Annotated in this window: 22 protein-coding genes; 5 read left to right on the forward strand and 17 right to left on the reverse strand. The window is 47.4% G+C overall.

Going from position 1 to position 17,342, the window contains the following annotated elements; translation table 11 throughout:
• Nucleotides 1–145: 145 nt before the first annotated feature.
• Entirely contained in the window at nucleotides 146–697 is a 552-nt protein-coding gene (locus Q0757_RS15550; protein WP_298788972.1) for a DUF2812 domain-containing protein, read from the reverse strand.
• The gene (locus tag Q0757_RS15555; protein ID WP_298788974.1) at nucleotides 676–1,032 is read right to left on the reverse strand and encodes a PadR family transcriptional regulator; all 357 of its coding nucleotides are present in this window, start codon (nucleotides 1,030–1,032) and stop codon (nucleotides 676–678) included. Before Q0757_RS15555 ends, Q0757_RS15550 begins: the two co-directional genes overlap by 22 nt.
• 147 nt (nucleotides 1,033–1,179) lie before the next feature.
• Between Q0757_RS15555 and Q0757_RS15560 the strand changes: the two genes are divergently transcribed.
• Complete coding sequence (locus Q0757_RS15560) at nucleotides 1,180–2,166, forward strand: hypothetical protein (RefSeq protein WP_298788976.1); 987 nt, start codon at nucleotides 1,180–1,182, stop codon at nucleotides 2,164–2,166.
• 731 nt (nucleotides 2,167–2,897) lie between these two features.
• Here the strand turns inward: Q0757_RS15560 and Q0757_RS15565 are convergent.
• The gene (locus Q0757_RS15565) at nucleotides 2,898–3,173 is read right to left on the reverse strand and encodes a hypothetical protein (RefSeq protein WP_298788978.1); all 276 of its coding nucleotides are present in this window, start codon (nucleotides 3,171–3,173) and stop codon (nucleotides 2,898–2,900) included.
• A gap of 203 nt (nucleotides 3,174–3,376) precedes the next feature.
• Between Q0757_RS15565 and msrA the strand changes: the two genes are divergently transcribed.
• Nucleotides 3,377–4,504, forward strand: a complete 1,128-nt coding sequence (gene msrA / locus Q0757_RS15570) for a peptide-methionine (S)-S-oxide reductase MsrA (RefSeq protein WP_298788980.1) — start codon at nucleotides 3,377–3,379, stop codon at nucleotides 4,502–4,504.
• Between the two features lie 83 nt (nucleotides 4,505–4,587).
• Here the strand turns inward: msrA and Q0757_RS15575 are convergent, their stop codons facing one another.
• The 9 genes from Q0757_RS15575 to Q0757_RS15620 all read right to left on the reverse strand — a co-directional run bounded on the left by Q0757_RS15575 (nucleotide 4,588) and on the right by Q0757_RS15620 (nucleotide 10,797).
• A complete protein-coding gene (locus Q0757_RS15575; RefSeq protein WP_298789069.1) occupies nucleotides 4,588–5,808 on the reverse strand; it encodes an MFS transporter in 1,221 nt (406 codons plus the stop codon).
• 59 nt (nucleotides 5,809–5,867) lie between these two features.
• A complete protein-coding gene (locus Q0757_RS15580) occupies nucleotides 5,868–6,431 on the reverse strand; it encodes a class I SAM-dependent methyltransferase (protein WP_298788982.1) in 564 nt (187 codons plus the stop codon).
• 84 nt (nucleotides 6,432–6,515) lie between these two features.
• On the reverse strand, nucleotides 6,516–7,925 hold the full coding sequence (locus Q0757_RS15585; protein WP_366139544.1) for an MBL fold metallo-hydrolase: 1,410 nt from the start codon (nucleotides 7,923–7,925) through the stop codon (nucleotides 6,516–6,518).
• A gap of 31 nt (nucleotides 7,926–7,956) precedes the next feature.
• Nucleotides 7,957–8,271 carry a rhodanese-like domain-containing protein gene (locus tag Q0757_RS15595; protein WP_298788984.1) on the reverse strand — a complete coding sequence of 105 codons (315 nt, stop codon included), beginning with the start codon at nucleotides 8,269–8,271 and terminating at the stop codon, nucleotides 7,957–7,959.
• Between the two features lie 109 nt (nucleotides 8,272–8,380).
• Nucleotides 8,381–8,764, reverse strand: coding sequence for a DUF302 domain-containing protein (locus Q0757_RS15600; RefSeq protein WP_298788986.1), 384 nt, complete (start codon nucleotides 8,762–8,764; stop codon nucleotides 8,381–8,383).
• A 64-nt stretch (nucleotides 8,765–8,828) separates the two neighbouring features.
• Complete coding sequence (locus tag Q0757_RS15605; protein ID WP_298788988.1) at nucleotides 8,829–9,611, reverse strand: sulfite exporter TauE/SafE family protein; 783 nt, start codon at nucleotides 9,609–9,611, stop codon at nucleotides 8,829–8,831.
• A 57-nt stretch (nucleotides 9,612–9,668) separates the two neighbouring features.
• Nucleotides 9,669–9,896 (reverse strand): sulfurtransferase TusA family protein, encoded by a 228-nt coding sequence (locus Q0757_RS15610; protein ID WP_022794530.1) that lies wholly within the window; start codon nucleotides 9,894–9,896, stop codon nucleotides 9,669–9,671.
• Between the two features lie 92 nt (nucleotides 9,897–9,988).
• Nucleotides 9,989–10,468, reverse strand: a complete 480-nt coding sequence (locus Q0757_RS15615) for a DsrE/DsrF/DrsH-like family protein (RefSeq protein WP_298788992.1) — start codon at nucleotides 10,466–10,468, stop codon at nucleotides 9,989–9,991.
• A gap of 68 nt (nucleotides 10,469–10,536) precedes the next feature.
• Nucleotides 10,537–10,797 carry a metal-sensitive transcriptional regulator gene (locus tag Q0757_RS15620; protein WP_298788994.1) on the reverse strand — a complete coding sequence of 87 codons (261 nt, stop codon included), beginning with the start codon at nucleotides 10,795–10,797 and terminating at the stop codon, nucleotides 10,537–10,539.
• 178 nt (nucleotides 10,798–10,975) lie between these two features.
• Between Q0757_RS15620 and Q0757_RS15625 the strand changes: the two genes are divergently transcribed.
• A complete protein-coding gene (locus Q0757_RS15625) occupies nucleotides 10,976–11,278 on the forward strand; it encodes a hypothetical protein (protein WP_298788997.1) in 303 nt (100 codons plus the stop codon).
• A gap of 205 nt (nucleotides 11,279–11,483) precedes the next feature.
• The gene (locus Q0757_RS15630) at nucleotides 11,484–12,641 is read left to right on the forward strand and encodes a hypothetical protein (RefSeq protein WP_298788998.1); all 1,158 of its coding nucleotides are present in this window, start codon (nucleotides 11,484–11,486) and stop codon (nucleotides 12,639–12,641) included.
• Nucleotides 12,642–12,917: 276 nt separating this feature from the next.
• Here Q0757_RS15630 and Q0757_RS15635 read toward each other — a convergent pair whose 3' ends face one another.
• The 3 genes from Q0757_RS15635 to Q0757_RS15645 form a co-directional block, all read right to left on the reverse strand.
• Nucleotides 12,918–13,892 carry an NAD(P)-dependent alcohol dehydrogenase gene (locus Q0757_RS15635; protein WP_298789000.1) on the reverse strand — a complete coding sequence of 325 codons (975 nt, stop codon included), beginning with the start codon at nucleotides 13,890–13,892 and terminating at the stop codon, nucleotides 12,918–12,920.
• Nucleotides 13,893–14,494: 602 nt separating this feature from the next.
• Complete coding sequence (locus Q0757_RS15640) at nucleotides 14,495–14,689, reverse strand: hypothetical protein (RefSeq protein WP_298789002.1); 195 nt, start codon at nucleotides 14,687–14,689, stop codon at nucleotides 14,495–14,497.
• Nucleotides 14,682–14,891: a hypothetical protein gene (locus Q0757_RS15645; protein WP_298789004.1), complete on the reverse strand. Its 210-nt coding sequence runs from the start codon at nucleotides 14,889–14,891 to the stop codon at nucleotides 14,682–14,684. The genes Q0757_RS15640 and Q0757_RS15645 overlap by 8 nt, the downstream gene beginning before the upstream one ends.
• Before the next feature lie 679 nt (nucleotides 14,892–15,570).
• Between Q0757_RS15645 and Q0757_RS15650 the strand changes: the two genes are divergently transcribed.
• Nucleotides 15,571–15,927 (forward strand): class II aldolase/adducin family protein, encoded by a 357-nt coding sequence (locus tag Q0757_RS15650; protein WP_298789006.1) that lies wholly within the window; start codon nucleotides 15,571–15,573, stop codon nucleotides 15,925–15,927.
• A gap of 219 nt (nucleotides 15,928–16,146) precedes the next feature.
• On the opposite strand, the gene Q0757_RS15655 is transcribed toward Q0757_RS15650, so the two are convergent.
• Both Q0757_RS15655 and Q0757_RS15660 read right to left on the reverse strand, forming a co-directional pair.
• Complete coding sequence (locus tag Q0757_RS15655) at nucleotides 16,147–16,602, reverse strand: SRPBCC family protein (protein WP_298789008.1); 456 nt, start codon at nucleotides 16,600–16,602, stop codon at nucleotides 16,147–16,149.
• 234 nt (nucleotides 16,603–16,836) lie between these two features.
• On the reverse strand, nucleotides 16,837–17,271 hold the full coding sequence (locus tag Q0757_RS15660) for a MarR family winged helix-turn-helix transcriptional regulator (protein WP_298789010.1): 435 nt from the start codon (nucleotides 17,269–17,271) through the stop codon (nucleotides 16,837–16,839).
• Nucleotides 17,272–17,342: the final 71 nt, after the last annotated feature.

Here is a 17,342-nt window from a genome sequence, read left to right on the forward strand (position 1 = left end):
GCTAACTTCATTCTACTAGAAAAGGACTTCCTTTTTTCGTGTTCGCTCGTTTACACAAAATATTTTACGCTCTCATAGAATAAGATAGGGTGAAAATAAGAGAGACCTTAAAAGCTTTATCTTATTACAAAGGTTTCTTATAATTCTACGCCTCTTTCTTTTGCTGAAGCTGGCGCACTTTGAACAGATAACCGAAATAAGGTAATGCGGTAAAAATGAGCGGCATTAGCGCAAGCATTGTCGCAACAGTATCAATAATACTAAACCACGAAGAGGAAGGAAGCAGCGATGATAGAATCCAAAGCACAGTAACAAGAAGCAGAAAAAATACCAGTGATACGAACGCGTATCGGCCAAGCTGCTGCTTTTGCTGTAGGTAGACGTCCTGCTTATCCTGCTCTTTCGTATATAAAGGTTTCGTTTCAGGTGGAGCACGAAAAATATGTGTCGTTTCTTCGGCCGAGCACACATGCTCCCAGCCGGCATCCTGATACAGTTGAAAATAATCTGAATCGGGGCGGACACGGTAATCCAGTTCGTAATGCATGCTTGCAGGCTGACCGCGTTTCAGCTTGTAGCCCATAAATCCAAACTGCTCCAGATGCCAGCCTTTGCTGGACTGCTGCTCTAATTTTTGCATATCCTTGTGTTCCGAGAAGGCGAGACCGCCGCTCGTTATGTATTTTCGTTTCGCCATGGTAAAGGCACTCCTTTCTGTTCCAATGCTTCTTTTCCGTGATATACCATCTGTTCCCGACGCTGGACCTCCTGCTGAAAGATGTCCATCCCTGTTTCTGTAATAATATAGACCTTTCGCTGCTCGGCTTCCTTCCATAGCTCGATATAGCCGGCATGCAGCAGCTTCTGGGTCATTGTATATACCGATCCCGGTCCCAGATTGACCTTTCCCTCTGTTAAATCAGCAATGGTCTGCATAATGGCATAGCCGTGCTTTGGCTTCATCAGAGCTAAAAGAATATAATAGTGAGTATCCGTTAAGTCGCCGGAAGCCAGACTGTCTTTGCGTCCCAAAAAAAGGCCTCCTTTCATATCATTTAATGATAGGTTATAAAATATTATATCATTAAATAATATAAATGCAACTTGAAAGATTTGAAATGTTTGGAAATAGTATGTAGATGGGAAAAAAGTTGGTGATGGAATAAAGGAGGCAAACCAATGAAACGTATTTCGAGATGGATGCTCTCTACGATTACTGTTGCCGGTATGATCGTGACGCCGGCCGGAGCCCTGGCAACCAATGACGAATCAGAAGAACCAATGATGAATGTACATACTACAATGGCATCGGAAATGGCGGTAACAAATGAGGACCCAGGAAAAAGCATAGCGATCATGCGGGCTGCCTTAAATGCGCATGGATATTTGATGGATATTGAGAGCATCCTTGGGAGGAATACATGGGACTTTCTCGTTGAACATCAACATACTGAGAATGAAAGCAAAAGCGGGAATGCTTCAGAGAGCGAAAAACAGAAAGCAGCAGTAGCTTCAGGGGAAGAAGCCATTGAAACAGTGAAGCAAAATGAAGACTTTGGCGAAGATATACGTTTTGATGATTTGGGCGGTGAATTGCAGGAAGACGGGCAGGGATCCTATTATACAGTTCAATTAACATCAAAAGAGCTTTCAGAAGCCGGTGGAACGGGGACCGTGGACCGGTTTAAAGTATATCAGAACGGAGAGTATACCTCCGTCTACGGAGAGGAACAGAATACAAGCAGCAATCAAAATCAATCCTTGGCGGAAGACACCGACCGATATGTCAATGCCCGCTTTGGCTACCGGATCGATTATCCGTCTGACTGGGAGCCGCAGCAGGAAGCGGACAACGGAGACGGAAGGGTTTTACAGAATTTTGATGACAGCCATAATGCTCTGGTATTTGGAAGTCATGAGGACAGTAACAAGGCAGAGTATACAGAGAGCAGCTCATACAAAGAAATGGAACTAAAAGAGGGCGGCACGGGATATTATCAGCTATCCGAAGAGGAGGACAGCTTTACATTTTCCCTTCGGATGTTTGAAAACAATAATAGATATGGATTCGAAGCTGAAGTGCCGGAAGAACAGGGGGCCCCGTCGCAGGAAGAGATTCGGGAAATTGCCAGAACACTTACCGTGCTGGAATCCGAAGAAGAATAGAAAAAGCGGAGGTGGATTATTTCCATCTCCGCTTTATTAGGAATTTTCACAATGAGTATAAACTGTTTCTTCTAAGAGGTCTGGTAGCATTGCGGGCTGGTATTGCCAAAGCTTTTCCCATCCTGACATAATAAATGGAGAAACCGGAGACCATGTCGAACGTAAAAATATATAGGCTTGATGAGCAGGAATAAAATTAAAGAATTTATTACGTCACAGGCGGGGAGATGAAAAATGAAGGCTATGACATTATGTCACCAGGCGTTTTGTATTGTGTTTCTTATTTTAATGGGATTGGATTTTACAGGAGTTATTACTATCCCATTCTGGCTTTTTAATGGTTTGGTAGCTGTACTCCTTATATCTACAATTGTTATTTGGATAGACCAGAGAAAGAAAAAACAAGAAAGCATCGGGCGATGAAATTTTATATTAGTGCTGAATTAAGCATTATTGAGGTGGTGGCTACAGATGAAAAATAAATCCATGCGGTTTTTGGCGTATTTTCTTATTGGCATGCTTGTAGGGGCGTTGCTGCTGCAGCTGATAAATTAATCAGACGGAGTATTTGGATTTAGAGACAGCCTTGGTGATAAAGGATTGAAGCATGGATGAGTATTTTTTCGTACTGGGCAGTATCACATCCGCAGTATTTCTCTTTTACTGGGACAAAAAATCGAATAAAAATAAAAGGTAAAGGCTGGCCGTTAGTTAATAGAATTTCCGTTCTTTCATTTCTTTATCATTTCATAAATAGCAATCCCTATCCATCCAAGCCCCGTACCTAACCAGATACAAAATGTTACAAAAGCTAAAGCAATCCCTGTAAAGGGATCATCCGGCCCCAGAAAACTATAAATAATAATCCCTGTTCCTCCCAATACCAATAAAGCAGTCAAAGCATGCACAAATCTCTCTGTTTTCGGCAGCAGGTAGCTGAAAAATATTATGGGTGCGATAACAAGTAGGATAGCAATAAAGAATCCATACTGCGCTATAAACGTCATGAACTTGTCCCTCCAGCGTATGTGCTTTAATTATGCCAATGCTGATAATACCTAATTTTACCATAATAATAAAAGATCAGGTCTCGGCATTTAATTGTACTTTCAGCGCTCCAAAGCAATTTTGAATGATGACAAGTTGGAATAATGTTAAAGTTCTCTCTTTTTCCTTATAATGAAAGAAAAGATACTAAAAGGGGAGTTATATGAATAAAAAACGGTGGTTTTTTAGTATAACGGCAATTCTTGTGCTGGCCGGCGGCTGGTATTTGTACCAGGCGTTTACGGCCTCAGAATATGAAGAAGTGGTGGCGACGGAACAGACGGAACTGCAGGGGGATCTGGAAGGCATGGAGCAGGCGACGTTTGCCGGGGGGTGCTTCTGGTGCATGGAGCCGCCATTTGAATCCCGTCCCGGCGTCGTCAGCGTGATATCCGGCTATACGGGCGGCGAGGAAAAAAACCCTACGTATGATGAAGTGTCAAGCAAAGAAACAGGCCATCAGGAAGCAGTTCAAATTACGTATGATCCGGAGAAGATCAGCTACGAAGACCTTCTGCAGATTTACTGGCGCCAGATTGACCCGACGGATGACGAAGGGCAGTTTGTGGATAAAGGAGAGCCGTATTTGTCGGCCATATTTTATCATGATGAGGCGCAGCGGCAGGCAGCGGAAGCTTCCTTAATGGAAATGGAGAACTCCGGCCGGTTTGATGGAGATATTGTGACGTCCATTGAAGAATACGATACCTTTTACGAAGCAGAGGCCTATCATCAGGATTACTATAAGAAAAACCCGGGAAGGTATGAATATTACCGTAATAATTCCGGACGCGATGCCTATTTGAATGACGTATGGGGAGAGGATAAAAAGTATGAAGTCAGCACGGACTCCCCGTTTACCGTTGAAGATAAAGAAGCGGCCGTTTCAGAATTGAACAGCATGCAGTATGAAGTGACGCAGGAAGACGGCACGGAGCCTGCTTACGATAATGCTTATCATGATAATGAGCAGGAAGGAATATACGTTGATATTGTCTCCGGAGAGCCTTTATTCAGCACGCGAGATCAGTTTGACTCCGGTACAGGCTGGCCGAGCTTCACGAAGCCTCTGGAGCTGGGCAATATTACGTATGAAGAAGACACTGGCATTTTAGGAACGAACGTGGAAGTGCGAAGCAAGCACGCAGATTCCCATTTAGGCCATGTGTTTCAGGACGGCCCGGAGCCGACAGGTCTTAGGTACTGCATGAATTCAGCAGCCATGGAATTTATTCCGGCTGATGAATTGGAAGGTACCGAATACGAGCAGTACGCGAAAAATTTTCAATAGCAGACAAAAAGCTCTCTTCGTTTGGAAGAGGGCTTTTTTGCTGCTATTTATTCTATCAGCATAGATAAGACAGCCGTATTCTGTTAATCCTTCTTCAGGGACTCCTGCATACGAACGAGCGTGACGGTGCCGGCGGCAAACGGAAGCACAGCCACGAGGCCGATGGCCCAGGAAACGTTCAGCGTGTCCACAAACAGACCGGCGAGTAAGGCCCCGAAGGCGTACCCGCTGTCCCGCCAGAAACGGTACACCCCGTTCGCTTTGGCCCTCCAGGGCGCAGGGGCTGAGTCGCTGACCGCCGCGATGAGGACTGGATACACCATCGCGGTCCCGAGGCCGAGCAGAATGGAGCTGCCGAGCCACCATCCATAGGAAGCTCCGGCGAGAAGCGCACACAGGGAAAAGGCCTGCAGCCAGAGGCCGCCGACGATGAGCCGCTTGCGGCCGATAACATCGCTCCAGGGACCGGTAAACAGCTGGGCCATGCCCCAGGTGAGGGGATACGCCGCCACGATCACACCGATTTGGCTGACGGATAATCCGCCGGACGCGAAGAAGAGGGGAAACAGGCCCCAGGCCATGCCATCCTTGAGGTTGGTCGTCAGCCCGGCAAAGCTGAAGCTCGAAAGGGCGGGCTGCTTCCAGGTTGTCTGGGCAAACGCCTGCCAAAAGGGTAGGGAGGATTCCCCGGAAGCCGTCTGACGGGCCACCTGCCTGCTCGTATCAGGTACGAACAATGAAAGCAGGAACCCGAGGCCCACGATGCCGAAGCCAAGAAAGAACGGCTCGGGGCGCAGGGACGTCGTCGAAGCCACGTAGCCGGAAACGGCGGCCATCATGGAAAGCCCCATATAGCCGGCAAACTCATTCAGGCCGACAGCCGTCCCGCGCTGAGACGGTTTAGCCAGATCCACCTTCATATTGACGGTCATCGACCAGGTCAGCCCCTGATTGATGCCTAAGAAGATATTGGCGACGATGACCATCCACCAGGCGGAGGCAAAAATAATCAGGAGAGGGACGAAGAGGCCGAATGCCCATCCAATTAATAATATCTCCTTGCGTCCAAAGCGATCGGCAAGCGCACCGGCCAGGAGGTTGACCAGGGCCTTGGAAAATCCAAAGCTGACAATAAAGGAAAGGGCGGCACTGGCTGATGCGAGGCCAAACAGCTCTTCGCCGATCAGCGGGAGCACGGTGCGTTCCAGTCCGACCATCGAGCCGACAAAGACGTTAATGAGTATTAATAGAAAAAAGGGAAGACGGTTTTCAACGATACCGAAGGAAGCCGCTTTGGATGTCATCATTTATTCCTCCTTTGCTTGATAAAATGTGGAGCCTTTACATGAATTCATTGGAGGTTTTACGTTTGCACCGCTTCCACCATATAATGGCCGTCATTCAGGACATGAATAGTGGTGGTAAATCCGTAGCTCTCGATGGTGCGGGCGAACGCCTCCGACGGTAACCGGATTTCAAGCGGCGGCCCGGATTCTGTTTCTGTGGCTTCCCATTCGTAAAAGAAGACCGTGCCTCCGGGCTTCAGAATACGCCGGAGCTCGGCGAACCCCTGGTCAAAATCATCAATTTCATGCATCACGAAGGCGACGACGATTTTATCGACCTGGTTCTCTGTTAAGGCAATCTTCTCCAGGCCGGATAGGATCAGGGTGATATTGGAGGCGCGGGCTTGTTCGGCATAGGCTTTTAATTCGGTTAGCATCCGGTCCTCGATATCAACGGCGTAGAGGTGATGGGCCTGTTCGGCCATCGGGATCGTGAAGTATCCATTGCCGGCTCCGATATCTGCGATCCGATCCGTCTCCTGAATATGCATCAGGGGCAGCAGCTTCGTCATCGGAAGGGCCTGCTGCCGTTCGTCACTCCGGAGTTTTTGGGATTTGGCTGGGTCAAAGCGGTGACTCATACAATCTCCTCCTTAAGTAAGCATCATAAAGGGGGCCCTGTATCGTACAGAGCCCCCGGTATTTCGTTTGTTTTGTTCTCACACTTAGCTGGTGGTTTCGAGCTGGTCCTTTTTCCATTTCATGAAGCCGCCCTCTACGTTAATCACGTCAAAGCCGTGGTTCTGGAGAATGCTGGCGGCGATGGCGGAGCGTTTGCCCGAGGCGCAGTGGACGGCGACCGGCTGCTCCGTGGAAAGTTCATCGGTCCGGGTTGGCAGCTGCTGGAGCGACACGTGCACCGCGTCCGGGACGTGGGACTGGTCCCATTCGTCCTGGTAGCGGACATCGAGAATCTGCACGTCCTGGTGGCGGCGACGCTCTTCGACCTGCTTCGGCGTTTCGTTCGTATACGTGCGCAGGTTCGAGGCGCTGGCTACCACCGACGTGGCAAAGAATCCTTTCAGCCGGTCCATGCCCATGCCGGTAAGAGTCCGGCGCAGCTGGTTTTGGTCGGCTGGATCAGCGATCAGGTAAATATCCGCGTCATAGTCGGCGAGCCGGCCCATCCATTCGGCAAACGAGCCCGGGAACGGAAGGTTGATCGTGCCCGGAATGCTTCCCATTGCGAAGGCGGCGGCGCTGCGGGTATCAACGACCATCGTATGGTCCTGTCCGGCCAGGACGGCCACGTCGTCGCCGGTGCCCTGCATTTCCACGGTCGCCGGGATCTCGGCGAGCGGCGTCATGGCCTGTTTGTTCACTTCTTTCATTTTGGCAAAATACGTTGGCGGCTCGCTCTGGCCGTCGAGGAGAAAGTCTACGAAGGCCTGCTCGTCGGTCGGCTGAAAGGCGGGATTGTACATCCGCTCGTAGCCGACGGTGCTTGTTGGTACGGCACCGAGCGCTTTGCCGCAGGAGCTGCCGGCACCGTGGCCCGGCCAGATCTGCATATAATCGCCGTATTCCTTGAACTGCTGGAGGGAATGAAACATCTGCCGGGCGCCTGTATCCGCAGAATCCTTCACGCCGACGGATTTTTCGAGCAGGTCCGGACGACCGACATCGCCGACGAAGACGAAGTCGCCGGTAAAGACGCCCATGGGGCGATCGGCGGCGGCACCGTCGGTGAGTTCATAGGAGACATGCTCCGGTGTATGGCCCGGCGTGTGCAGAGCTCTCAGCTTGATGTTGCCAATATAAATGTCTTCGCCATGCTTCACGCCGTGGAGCGGCAGATCCTGATTCCACTCGTAGCCGCCATTGTCGGCGCCTTCCGTGGAATAATAGATCGTGGCGCCGGTCCGGCGGGCAAGCTCGGTCACCCCGGAGACAAAGTCCGCATGAATATGGGTCTCGAACGCTCCGGTAATACGGAATCCCTGTTCGCGGGCGATCTGCAGATAGTCCTCAATATTGCGGGAAGGGTCAATGACGGCCGCCTCCCCGGTGGCCTGACAGCCAACCATATAGGAAGCCTGGGCCAACGACGTGTCATAAAAATATTTCAAATACATCAATCATCGCTCCTTCAAATTAGAATAGATGTTACTCGGTTTTACCGGTCCATTCGTTCATGCCGCCGGCCATGCTGCGGACGGTAAAGCCCTGATCCTGCAGCGCTTCAGCTGCCCGGGCGCTGCGTTTGCCGGAGCGGCATACAGTCACATAGGGCTGCTTAGGATCGAGTTCGTTCATCCGATCGGTAATTTCACCGAGAGGGATATGAACCGACTCGGGAATGCGTCCTTCGTCGAGTTCTTCGTCCTCCCGGACGTCAATCACCTGAACGCCACTGTTGTTTTCGAGTTCCTGTTGAACGTCTGCCGGCTGGACTTCTTCAATACGCTTTTCCTCTGCCATGTTATTCACCTCATAGTTATTGGTTATTTTCTATTCATGATACCTGCATTTGCGCTTTCATTTTCTAAATGTCATTTACGGGGGAGGGTATCAAGCGATTCAAAAAATTTTAGACGGTCTGATCGATGCCTTGTTTCAAGCGCTGTTCAATATCTTCAGCGGTCGCTGTTAATGCTGGTTCTTCGGCCAACTCCATTAACACAGAAGGGCGGGGCATGCTGATATACGTAGAGCCTGCTTCTTCGTACACGGTTATTTTACATGGAAGAAAATTGCCGACCAGCTTGTTTTTGTTTAATACCTGTTCAGCCTCTTTCGGGTTGCACACTTCAAGCACCCGGTGCTGATCCTGAAAGTCGATGCCCTTTTCCTGTAATTTGGCCTGCAGATCAAAATTCCAGAGCACGCCAAAACCGATGTCTTTCAGGTTGGCTTCGAGATCCTCGACGGCTGTACGGACAGGTTTCGACGTGGTGACGGTATAATGAAACATGGGAACACCTCCTCATTAGCTCTCTAGTTGTTGCTATGCCCTGGGGTGTATAAAATTAAACACCTTATCCGCTAAAGATCTGAATCCATATTTGAATGGCCGTAGCTAGAATGATGACCGCCAATATGCTTTGCAGCAGCCTGGTATTGACCTTCTGGCCGGCTTTGGCGCCGAGTGGCGCTGCGATCAGGCTGGCCACAATCATGATCAGGGCCGGACCGTACAGCACCTGGCCGGTCGCCACCTTGCCAACCGTTGCTCCAATGGAAGATATCAGGGTCACGGCGAGCGATGTCGCGATTGTCATGCGGGTCGGAATTTTTAACACGACGAGCATGATAGGCACCAGAATAAACGCGCCGGCGGCCCCAACAATGCCTGACCCAATCCCGACCACAAAGGACAATCCAGCCGCGAGAGGCTTGTGGAACGTGATCCGTGTAAGGTCCTGGTCGTCCAGGCCTTTTTTCGGTACAAACATCATCACCACGGCGATGGTCGCAAGCAGGGCGTACACCATGTTGACGCCAGCTTCGCTGAAGAAATTCGAGGCATAGGCGCCGATAAAGCTGCCGATCAGAATGCTTGTGCCCATGTAAAGAATCAGCTGGCCATTCAGATAACCGCCTTTGCGGTAGGCCCAGACCCCGCCGATGGTGGCGAAAAAGACCTGCACGGCACTGATGCCGGATACCTCATGAGCGGAAAAGGCTGCGACACCGAGCAGCGGGGGGATATATAACAGCATAGGGTACTTGATAATCGAGCCGCCGATCCCGACCATGCCGGACACAAAGGAACCGACAACCCCTAACAGAAAAATCACGACGATAAATAGTAGTGACAATGGAAAAACCTCCCTGGCAGGGAAGCAGATCCATCACTTCCCCGGGTGACGATATTATTAGCCTTTTTGAATCCAGAATTTGTAGACGCCATTGTCTTCGGTGTGGTCGAGTAGTTCATGGCCGCCAGCCTTGGTCCAGGCCGTTAAGTCGCTCTGTGCCCCTTTGTCGGTTGCGTGCAGTTCAAGCACCTCGCCGCTCTCCATATCTTTGATGGCTTTTTTGGTTTTCAGAATCGGCTGCGGGCAGGCGAGTCCTTTCGCATCAATCGTTGTTTTTGGTTCCATACATCATTTCTCCTTTAAATTATTTTTTTTATGATTCATGCTGGTCAGAATTCATTTATGTTCTGATCCTTAGGTAATCCGGCGAGCGCTGCTTAAATAAACAGGTTCACGTTCCCATCGGAGGCTTCGCCCAGATAGGCTGCAACGCCGGCGTATTCAATGTCATCGCGTAGTTCTTTTTCATCAAGACCGAGAAGATCCATAGTCATGGTACAGCCAATCAGTCGTACGTCCTGTTCACGGGCCATATCGATCAGCTCCGGCAGCGGCATAGCATTGTGTTTTTTCATTACTTTTTTGATCAGCTTCGGTCCGAGGCCGAGAAAATTCATGTTGGAAAGACCCATGCGGTCAGCGCCGCGGGGCATCATTTTACCGAACATCGCTTCAAGTTTTCCTTTGGCGATGCTTTGCTTTTCCGGTTTGCGCAGAGCATTCAAACCCCAGAATGTATGGAAAATGGTGACTTCGTGGTCATACGCGGCTGCGCCGTTGGCGATAATATACGCCGCCATGGCTTTGTCGTAATCCCCGCTGAATAGTACAATGGTGGTTTTTTTTGTTTCCGCCATCCAATCAACTCCTTTTCTGATTTTCATTATACATATACCTGTAAGGGTATAAAAGAGGGTAAAAAATATTAGCGGCTTTTCACGAGAAGGTTAACGGCTTCCTGAATAATCTTTTCGTCATTTTCCCCGTTTTCCGTCTGTTCCCGAACGCATTGTTCGAGATTGGAGCCGACAACCAGGCCTACGGCGCGGTCTAAAGCTGTACGGGCAGCGTTCATCTGGGAGACCAGCTGCTTACAGTCCTGCTCCTCGTCCATCATACGGAGAATACCACGTAGTTGACCTTCCACACGTTTGACCCGGTGCTTCATTTGATCCGTGTATTCCATCAGGCGTTCCTTCCTTCGTAAAAAAATATTACCCTGTGGGGTATATTAATACTTTAAAACAAATTTATAAGAGTGTCAACTAATTTTCTAAAAAAATTTGGAATCCGATATACGGGTACGTGTATGATAAAATAAAACAGCAGTATTTAGTGGTTCAGCAACAGAAGGGAATGAGTAGATGCACAAAACGTATGCAGACAGCTATCGGTGTCGTCGTTTAGGGAAGCTTAGCGCCCTCACGGTGCTTGGGGCGGTGGTTTTACTATGGAAATATCAAAAGGAAAAACGCCCCACGCGGGATGCCTGTACCGACTCGATTCTCCGTCACGTGATGGACCCGGAGCAGTCTCGTGAAGAACAAAAAGAGCAGATGAAGAAGGCATTCAGGCTCGCAGAAGCTGCCGGAACGAAAAAACAGGAGCTGGTTCAGGCCTACCAGCATATGGTCCAGAATGCTTCTGAGGACGAAAAACACCAATAACACTTCTTCTGTTATTGGTGTGCCAGCTTTGCGGGGCAGAAAATATAATGCAGTGATGTGATGTAAATTTTTTCTATGGGCCAAGCTGTAATTTAAGAAAGAAATTCTTTTTCTAGTAATTGTAAATCAAAGGTTGAAGTAGTACGATAATCATGAAATGCTTACAATAAGTTACAATAGATAACTGGAAGAAGGATGAATACATATGAAACGAAAACTGCTGTTAGGAAAAGAGCTTCTACTGATCGGGCTGACGGTAATACTTGTCGTATCGGCGCTCATTTTTATACAGCGGGAGCCGGAGATGATCTCGCATTCATCTTCTACGGATGAGGCTTCTCGTTCCTCTGCCAATGAAGAGAGTGATGGAACAGAGGAGACAGAAGCTGATGAACCAGAGGAAAAAGCAGAAGAAACGAAGCCTGAGCAGGTATATAAGCCTGTAGAACCAGAGAGTGACAGTATCCCGTTAAAGGATCAACTGGAGCAGGAAGAATTGGAATCGATGCCTGAATCTGAAGCAGGAACAGGAGAAAGTACAAGGATGGTTCCGTTTGGGGAAACACAAATTAAAGGCACGGAGGACCAAACGGATGGGCCGTTGAAGGAGCATCGGCTGGTTACGTATTACGGGCATCCCAATTCCACCAATATGGGAATCCTCGGAGAAATGGAGCCTGACGCTTTAATGGAAAAATTAAAGGAACAGACCCAGGCCTATTCCAACGCCGATCCATCTCATCCAGCTGTTCCAACCATTGAACTCATAGCCACCGCTGCTCAGCGAGATCCCGGCTCGGACGGAAACTACGTTCGCATGACCTCACCGGAGCAGATAGACAAGTATGCCAAGCTTGCCAAAGAAAATGACGCTTTATTGATGCTAGATGTCCAGTTGGGCAAGGATTCGGTGTTAAACCAGGTGAAATCCCTGGAGAAATGGCTGAAGCTTCCTTATGTTCAACTGGCAATCGACACGGAATTCCAAGTGGGTGAAGGAGAAACGCCGGGGGTCGAGCTTGGCCAGGTCAACGGAGCGGAGGTTCAAAAAGCCGTGGACTATCTTACGGAGATGGTGGAAGAGAACAATCTTCCGGACAAAATGGTGCTCGTTCACCAGTTCACCGATGCAGCTCTGACGAATAAGGAAGCCATTCAGCCAACTGATCACGTGGAAGTAGCTTTAAACTTCGACGGGTGGGGAGGCTCTGCTGTGAAAATGGCCAAATACAGAGACCTGGTGCGGAACGAACCTGTACAGTATGGTGGGTTTAAAGTGTTTTATGATAAAGATGAGCCGGTCATGAGTCCTGAAGAAGTCATCCAGCTGGATCCCGCTCCAGCCGTGGTGAACTACCAGTAGCAGGTCTTTAAGCTTGAAGCTCAGCATTTTCACAAGTTCGGCTGATTAAAACAGTAGTGTCGTTAAATTTGTCGGTTACAAAAAGCCAATACGTAATTATTTTATTGAAGAGAAGTCAATCTTTATAAAGAATGGCTTCTCTATTTGTCTATATCTTCAAAGCTGCAATTTTCATGCTGATAATGTTGTTCTGTTTTGAGGGTTTCCTTCTACCCTGATGCCCGGTAATAAACGTAAAATACGGTGACAAACTTCTTCTAGTGATTTTCCTGGCAATTAAGAGACGGGAGAGGAGATCAATGTGATGACGACGCTTCCATGTTTATGGCCCGTTTCCACGTACCTGTGAGCCGCAGCAACTTGATCCAGGGGATAACGTCTGTCGATGATGGAGTGAATATTCTCTGCCTCGATTAATTCCTTGAGGAACAGCAGATCTTCTTTACGCATCGATGCTAAGCCGCCTTTCAGCTTTTTACTGCCGATCAGGGACGTCACCATCATCTGCGCAAACTGAGGAGCTCCTGCCACGGCTGTTACATAAATCCCTTTGGTGTTTAAAAGGTTTTTGCATGTCGTAAAGGAGGTTTTGCCCACTGTGTCAAAAATAAGGTCGTACTTATGGTGGGACGCCGTAAAATCCTCCTGGGTGTAATCGATCACTTGATCCGCTCCCAACGATTTTACAAGCGCTACGTGATTGGTGCTGCAGACACTAGTAACGTCTGTACCGAAGACTTTAGCCAATTGGACGGCATAGGTGCCCAGCGCTCCTGAAGCGCCGTAAATAAGCACTTTTTGGCCTTCTTTAATTCGTCCTTGATCCCGAAGAAAAAATAAAGAGGTAGTAGCACCGAAAGGAACAGAAGCCGCTTCATCAAATGTCATGTTAGTGGGTTTAGCGACGATCGCTTCCTTTTCTTTCACGCATACATATTCGGCATTGGCGCCTAGCTTCACGCGTGTGCCGCAAAAGACAGCATCCCCCTTTTGAAATGACGTTACATTTTTTCCGGCCGCTTCTACCACGCCAGAAAACTCCGAGCCTAATATCCCGATTTTGGGTTTTCTCAACCCGTAGAAGAGTCTGACAAGAAATGGATCCGCCTTCCGCACCCTGCAGTCTCCGGACGTTACTGTGGTCGCGTATACTTTTACCAGTACTTCATCGTCCTTGGGGATGGGCTGTTCTACTTCTGTCAGCTCCATAACCTCCGGGGGACCGTACGTTTTATGCATGCTGGCTTTCATAGGGAAAACTCCCTTCTGAACATTTCTGCTGGTTATCGTTGTTTGCTTTCTATCATAAGAAAATACCTCCACCTGTCGGTATGACTGCGAATACGACATGGGAGGTGCTTTCATCTGTCTCATTTATTGAGGTCACTTCACTTCAACTTCTGGTGGGGCTTTTTTTGCTACCTGTATTGCCCAAATAACGTTATAAATCATAATCACGATCTGAATAAATGAAATGGCCGAAAAGAGGAGCCAGAAGAGAAAGGAATACATAAATGTGCCGTTGGACAGGTACACCCAAAAGCTGAGACCCAAAAACATCAGTGCAGGAATCAAGTGGGACGTCAGGGCCCTTCCGGCATGGAACCGGGAATAATCGTTCCCTGCGATCAATACAATCAAGGGGACAAGAACGGGAGCAAAAAAAAACACTAATATAGGAGATAATCGAAGAAATTTGGGGGCCAGTCAGCGAAATCAACTCCTTTCGCTAAGCTAGAGGCAAGTTCTGTTCCTGCATAGCTTTATGAAAAAGTTGAATTTCATCATTAGCTTCATGTATCTCATCAAACGACACCTCATGAAAACGTAGAGCACGAGGCGATCATACGATTTTATACATGATTGTTGGGCTGCAGCTGATGGTATTGACGAAACAAATGATAAACCCATTCTTCAAAGGGCATAACGGTGGGGTGGTCAGTGGGAAGAGGAGCGAGCATGGACGTGCTGTAAAAAAAGCGTATGATAGAAGGATAGGCTTGCAGCGAAGGGACATCGACCGCAGTATAGGTGGCATGGTTAAGCATGACGGAAAAAGGGGGCCGCAGTAAGCAGCGTGTGTGTTTGCCATTCGTGTGGGCGAAACATATACATGTAAAAGGGAAGAACCAGAGCAACCGGCTGGTGAACCTGGGCAACATGGATATATCGCTCAATACTGAAAGGCTGAGTGTCTTCCGTGGCGTGAGTCATGGCGTCTTCCACGGAACGCTTCATGGTATAGGGCATCATCACTCTCCTTTCCTTTGTTGGGGCATCGGCGGTCACCACGTGGAAGAGCAGGGACCTAAAAACACAGGGAAGGAGTGCTGGCAAACTATATGCCTTGAGAATATAAGAGGGTCTTCCTCCCTTATTAATTTCCAGTATACAGGGTTAAAAATGATTTTCATCCACCCAAAGAACGGGTAAGAGATCCCCCCTAAATGCTCAAACTAACTATCTCTTTTTTAAAATTAGAACAACACTTATACCACTTGTCACATGCGTTAAAATAGGAAAAATGAGCTTGAAAGGGAGCGTGAGCCATTCGTTATCTAATGTTATCGTGTACCAACACTTTCCCCCCTAAGATCTAAAATCTCCATAGTAGTTTTCTTTTTCTTTTTTCTTCGACCATTGGACTTAGATTAATATCAAAAACTACTCGTTTGCCCAGGTGTTTTTCAATAAAAAAATTCAGGTAAGTGATATCGGTGCAAGGTTTATTTCCGCAAAGAATTGAACGCCAGCCGGATGGCTTACGGATCTTCAATGGATTGGAGTCAAAATAACAATAAATCGCAAGAAAATAAGTGGGAGAAACGCAGGTTTATCTGAGCCTGGATATAAATTCTCTTAAATCAAGTGCAGTACTTGGTATAAAAACACCAACTCCGTATCATATAGGAGGAAACGACCTTGGATTATGTATCGCCTTTTCCAGGCAGAAGATATTTTTCCATTCTATACGGGCAAAAACGGACCTGCGAAGATTGAACGAGTTCCCTATTATCATCCGGGAAGTCAGGAATTAGCAGAAGCTGTTGAGAACAAAGCAAAGGCAGCGAATATCATGCTTCTCGAAAATCACGGGGTCATCGTGTACGATAAAAATTTAAAGGAAGCACGAATGGCTTTACAAACGTTGGAATACACGGCAAAGATGCATGTAACAGCAATGGGGAGCAGCGTTAATATAAAACAGGTCTCAAACCAAACTGAAAAAGACTTTCTTCAAAACTCCGGCTATAAGCCGAAAAGAAACTGGAATGAAACCGAGTAGCAGCTTAACCAAATACTATGAAAACACTCTACTTTATACTAGCTGCTGAAATAAACAGTGATAGCCAATTATTTCACACTGATTCCCCCAGCGAATTCATGATTCATTAAGTTTCTGAAAAAGCCATCGCTCCAAAAACTAAGAAAAGAACTACTTTTTCTGTTGATATCAATTGAGACCCATCACTATGACGGTGATGGGTCCCTTTGCAGGAAAAAATTATAGTTTTCCCTCTTTGACAAACGTACGAATGGTAGCCAGAGTCGTTTCCACTGCCGCTGTATAGTTCTTTTCCATGCGTTGTGCATAGTTCTGGGCGCTCAAGTATTCGTCTTTAGGCACTTCCAAAGCAAACGTAAAACGAATCGACAAGTGTCCATGCGCATCTTCTTCGATGTCGTTTCTAATGAGGCCATCGCTCTCCAAGGGTTCAAACACGACCATATGCTTTGGGAAAAAGGTAACTCGTTCCTGAGTCTTGGTGCCGTTGATTTCGATTTCGCGTCGTAAATACCGATCCCCACGTTCCAGCACACGACATTTGTCCATGACCTCCACAAATGGGGTGGCATCTTCCGCTTTCATGATCAACCCTTCCCAAATGTGGTCTCGAGTTAAAACAGTTTCCTGCTCTGGGGACGGATTGACCCATATACTTTTGGATAAGGTGAACATCTGATTTCCTCCTAGTTTAGAACGATCTTTTCCATTAATTGTTCGAAATGTTCTAAGCATAAGGCCGGCACACGGCTGAAAAAGCAGGCAGCCGGACATGCTTATGTTCTCTGCAATCAAATAGGCTAAAAGCAACCACTAAATCGCTGTGCCAGTCCCCGTTCTGGATTTGCTTCCAAAACCAAGCATTCGTAGGACGAACTCTATAATTTGATAATTGTAAAAGAAACAATTTTATTCTAAGTTTATTTTTTCATTTACGCTTTGGTTGTATTTTTGTAACATCTCACCAAAAACCGCTTTTTCTTCTTCATTCCAATCATCAAGAATATCAGCTAATCGATTATATCTGCGTATTTTGTTTTCCGCTAATTCTTTTAATCCAATCTCTGTAATTTTATAAAAATAGGCCCTTTTGTCTTCCGGGTGTGGGACTTTTTCTATATACATTTTTTGTACCAACACACGTGCTTGACGGCTAACGGTTGAAATATCTAAATGCAAATCTTCGGCTAACTTTTTCACGCCAGAAGGTCCGTATGTTGATAAATGGCGTAATAAAATATACGTAGAGCGATCGAGAGCGTCGTGGCTTTTTTCTGTAAGAACAATGCGTCGAATGAAATCCGTCACTTGTTCTTCGATTAATTCGAGAGAGTCATCATTCATGCTTTTCACCCCTGTATATAAGAAATCTTTTTTGATGATATCATATTTCTTGCCATTGACACTTATTTTAC

Origin of the sequence: uncultured Marinococcus sp. (assembly GCF_947493875.1) — a bacterium.
Taxonomy (GTDB): Bacteria; Bacillota; Bacilli; order Bacillales; family Marinococcaceae; genus Marinococcus.

Excerpts from the sequence above, each read along its gene's own strand:
- Q0757_RS15550 (WP_298788972.1), bottom strand. The coding sequence starts at position 697 with ATGGCGAAACGAAAATACATAACGAGCGGCGGTCTCGCCTTCTCGGAA.
- Q0757_RS15560 (WP_298788976.1), top strand. The coding sequence starts at position 1,180 with ATGAAACGTATTTCGAGATGGATGCTCTCTACGATTACTGTTGCCGGT.
- Q0757_RS15565 (WP_298788978.1), bottom strand. The coding sequence starts at position 3,173 with ATGACGTTTATAGCGCAGTATGGATTCTTTATTGCTATCCTACTTGTT.
- msrA (WP_298788980.1), top strand. The coding sequence starts at position 3,377 with ATGAATAAAAAACGGTGGTTTTTTAGTATAACGGCAATTCTTGTGCTG.
- Q0757_RS15575 (WP_298789069.1), bottom strand. The coding sequence starts at position 5,808 with ATGACATCCAAAGCGGCTTCCTTCGGTATCGTTGAAAACCGTCTTCCC.
- Q0757_RS15580 (WP_298788982.1), bottom strand. The coding sequence starts at position 6,431 with ATGAGTCACCGCTTTGACCCAGCCAAATCCCAAAAACTCCGGAGTGAC.
- Q0757_RS15585 (WP_366139544.1), bottom strand. The coding sequence starts at position 7,925 with ATGTATTTGAAATATTTTTATGACACGTCGTTGGCCCAGGCTTCCTAT.
- Q0757_RS15595 (WP_298788984.1), bottom strand. The coding sequence starts at position 8,271 with ATGGCAGAGGAAAAGCGTATTGAAGAAGTCCAGCCGGCAGACGTTCAA.
- Q0757_RS15600 (WP_298788986.1), bottom strand. The coding sequence starts at position 8,764 with ATGTTTCATTATACCGTCACCACGTCGAAACCTGTCCGTACAGCCGTC.
- Q0757_RS15610 (WP_022794530.1), bottom strand. The coding sequence starts at position 9,896 with ATGGAACCAAAAACAACGATTGATGCGAAAGGACTCGCCTGCCCGCAG.
- Q0757_RS15615 (WP_298788992.1), bottom strand. The coding sequence starts at position 10,468 with ATGGCGGAAACAAAAAAAACCACCATTGTACTATTCAGCGGGGATTAC.
- Q0757_RS15620 (WP_298788994.1), bottom strand. The coding sequence starts at position 10,797 with ATGGAATACACGGATCAAATGAAGCACCGGGTCAAACGTGTGGAAGGT.
- Q0757_RS15625 (WP_298788997.1), top strand. The coding sequence starts at position 10,976 with ATGCACAAAACGTATGCAGACAGCTATCGGTGTCGTCGTTTAGGGAAG.
- Q0757_RS15630 (WP_298788998.1), top strand. The coding sequence starts at position 11,484 with ATGAAACGAAAACTGCTGTTAGGAAAAGAGCTTCTACTGATCGGGCTG.
- Q0757_RS15635 (WP_298789000.1), bottom strand. The coding sequence starts at position 13,892 with ATGAAAGCCAGCATGCATAAAACGTACGGTCCCCCGGAGGTTATGGAG.
- Q0757_RS15640 (WP_298789002.1), bottom strand. The coding sequence starts at position 14,689 with ATGCTTAACCATGCCACCTATACTGCGGTCGATGTCCCTTCGCTGCAA.
- Q0757_RS15645 (WP_298789004.1), bottom strand. The coding sequence starts at position 14,891 with ATGCCCTATACCATGAAGCGTTCCGTGGAAGACGCCATGACTCACGCC.
- Q0757_RS15650 (WP_298789006.1), top strand. The coding sequence starts at position 15,571 with ATGTATCGCCTTTTCCAGGCAGAAGATATTTTTCCATTCTATACGGGC.
- Q0757_RS15655 (WP_298789008.1), bottom strand. The coding sequence starts at position 16,602 with ATGTTCACCTTATCCAAAAGTATATGGGTCAATCCGTCCCCAGAGCAG.
- Q0757_RS15660 (WP_298789010.1), bottom strand. The coding sequence starts at position 17,271 with ATGAATGATGACTCTCTCGAATTAATCGAAGAACAAGTGACGGATTTC.